Here is a 2,842-nt window from a genome sequence, read left to right on the forward strand (position 1 = left end):
GACGAGCCCACCGCCAGCCTGGATGCCGACACCGAGGCGCGGGTGGTCGAGGCCCTGGCCGAGCTGGCTGGGGCGGGGCGCAGCCTGGTGATCGCCACTCACCACCCGGCGCTGATGGCGCTGGGGGATCGCCGGCTCGAGCTGGTGGCGGCACAGCCGGACGAGGCGCCGGTGCAGGAGGTCCCGCATGGCTGACTCCCGGCGCGTGGACCCGCTGCGTACCCCCCTGGCTCCCTGGCTGCGTCTGCTCGACCGGCGGCGACGGCGGTTGGTCGCGGGCGCGGCCCTGATGGCCCTGACGCTGCTCTCCGCCGTCGGCCTGCTGGCGCTCTCCGGCTGGTTCATCACCGCGAGTGCCCTGACCGGCATCGCCCTGGCGGCCGGGCTGGCGGCGAGCCTGGACGTCTATGTGCCCGGGGGTGGCATTCGCTTCTTCGCCGTGACCCGCACCGTGTCGCGCTACCTCGAGCGTCTCTACAACCACGATACCGTGCTGAGGCTGCTGGCCGATCTGCGTGGCCGGCTGTTCGGGGTGCTGGCGGGACTGGACGAACGCACCCTGTCGCGGCGCCGGGCCAGCGACTGGCTGCACCGCCTGACGGCCGATATCGACACCCTCGACGGCCTCTACCTGCGGCTGCTGGCGCCGCCGGCGGTGGCGGCCCTGGCGGTGCTCGGGTTGGGCGGCTTCCTGGCCCTGTGGTCACCGGCGGCCGGGGGGGCGGTGGTCGGGCTGCTGGGCCTGGCCCTGGCCTGGATCATCCTGGGCCAGGCACGCCTCGGCATGGCGACGAGCCACCGCCAGGTCGCCGACCTGGAGCGGTTGAGGGGGCGGCTGATCGAGCAGTGGCAGGGCCTCGCCGAGCTCGAGGCCTACGGCAGCCTGGCCGAGCATCGCCGGCGACTGGACGCCATCGAGGCGCGCATCGAGGCCGACCAGCGGCGGCTCGGGCAATGGACGGCGCTGGGTAACGCCCTGGTCGGTGTGGCGGTGGGAGCGACCCTGGTGGCGGTACTCTGGCTGGCGGCACTCGCCCATGCCGACGGGGGCCTCGCGGGGCCGCTGGTGGTGATGATGGCCCTGGCCGTGCTGGCGATGAACGAGGCGCTGGCCGGCCTGCCGATGGCCTTCACGCGGCTGGGAGCGACCCGGGCCGCCGCCGAGCGCCTCAACGCCCTGGAGGCGGCCCGACCGACCGACGTGGAGGCGGGTGAGGGGCTGCCGCCGGGGCCACCGGCGGTGACCCTGGCGGGGGTAACGCTGCGCTACCCCGGGGCCCTGGTGCCGGCACTGGACGATGTCACGTTCTCCCTGGTCCCCGGCGAGCGGCTGGCGGTCTGCGGTGCCTCGGGGGCCGGCAAGTCCAGCGTCGCCACCCTGCTTGCCGGCAGGCTCGGGGCGACCGAGGGGCGGGTCCGGCTGGGGGGCATCGAGGTCGGACGACTGTCAGCGTCGCGGCTCGCCGAACGCGTCGCGATGCTGACCCAGCGGGTCGACCTGTTCGACGCCAGCCTGGCCGCCAACCTGCGTGTCGCCGACGCAGCGGCGAGCGAGGCACGCCTGTGGCGGGCGCTGGCGGCGGTGGAACTGGCCGACTGGGCCGAGGCGCTGCCCGCTGGGCTCGCGACCCGGGTCGGGGAGGGCGGTCGCCGGCTCTCGGGGGGGCAGGCGCGGCGCCTGGCGCTGGCCCGGCTGGTGCTGCGCGAGCCGGACCTGGTGATCCTCGACGAACCCTTCGCCGGCCTGGATGCCGGGACCGCGTCGCGCATCGCGCGCTGGCTCGATGGCTGGCTGGACGGGCGCACGGTGGTCTACCTGGTGCATCATCTCGATGGCGGTGCGGTCGATCCCCCCGGCGTGCAGCACACCCTGCAACTGGTTGACGGACGGTTGAACGGCTATACCTGATAGCCTGTCGGGGTGACGCCGAGGGGAAGACCGCCATGGGGCAGTGCCAGAGGGCGAGAGCATCGTCGTGGTGGGGCGTGCGGCCGGGTGCCGTGGCCTTGCTGTTGTGGGTCGGTGGCGGCCTCGCCGGTCCGCTGGCGGCGGAGCAGCGGGTGGCGACGGTCACGCTCTCCTCGGGAGGCCTGGCGGAGATACACCGGACCGCGCCGCTGGAGGGGAGCGGCATCCTGCACCTCGACGTGCCCCTGGAGCAGGTCGACGACATCCTCAAGAGCCTGGTGGTGCGCGACCCCGAGGGTCGACTGGTCTCCCTGACGCTGGATGGTCACGCCGCCGTGGAGGAAACCTTTCGCCGGCTGCCCTTCGGGCCCGAGGACATGGGCTCGGTGGTGCGTCTGGCCGGTGCCCTGCAGGGGGTGCCCGTGAGAGCCACGTCGGGGGGCCGCAGCGTCGAGGGGCTGCTGCTCGGCGTCGACGTCCGGCCGCCCCGGGGCGAGGGGCAGGAGGAAACCCGGACCCTGGCGGTGCTCGATGACGAGGGCATCGTGGCGACCCTGAGGCTGGCCAGCGGGGCGCGGCTCGAGATCCTCGACGCGTCCCTGCGCGAGCGACTGCGCCAGGCGGCCCGGATCAGCGGGCGGGGGCGCACCGACGAGATGCGCCGTATCGCCATCGCCCTCGAAGGGCAGGGGGAACGCGAGGTGGGCCTCTCCTACGTGGTGGCCGCGCCGGTGTGGAAGACCGCCTACCGGCTGCTGCTCGATGGTGAGCGGGAGGCGCGCCTGCAGGCCTGGGCGGTGATCGAGAATGCCAGCGGCGCCGACTGGGACGCGGTGACCCTGACGCTCTCCAGCGGGGCCCCGGTGACGCTGTCCCAGCGCCTGCTCCAGCGCTACTGGCACACGCGTCCCGAGGTGCCGGTCAGCGCCGACA

The 2,842-nt window shown here is 74.3% G+C and carries 2 protein-coding genes and 1 pseudogene; all 3 read left to right on the forward strand.

Annotation, left to right across the window (positions count from 1 at the left end; genetic code table 11):
• Window positions 1–195: pseudogene (locus C1H66_RS20275) on the forward strand (thiol reductant ABC exporter subunit CydD); the annotation flags it as partial.
• A complete protein-coding gene (gene cydC, locus C1H66_RS20280; RefSeq protein ID WP_102629688.1) occupies window positions 188–1,909 on the forward strand; it encodes a thiol reductant ABC exporter subunit CydC in 1,722 nt (573 codons plus the stop codon). The pseudogene C1H66_RS20275 and the gene cydC, both read left to right, overlap by 8 nt.
• Window positions 1,910–1,944: 35 nt before the next feature.
• A partial coding sequence (locus tag C1H66_RS23450) for a DUF4139 domain-containing protein (protein ID WP_146010749.1) occupies window positions 1,945–2,842 on the forward strand: 898 nt, incomplete at its 3' end.

It is taken from the genome of Halomonas heilongjiangensis, assembly GCF_002879645.1.
GTDB classification, from domain to species: Bacteria; Pseudomonadota; Gammaproteobacteria; order Pseudomonadales; family Halomonadaceae; genus Halomonas; species Halomonas heilongjiangensis.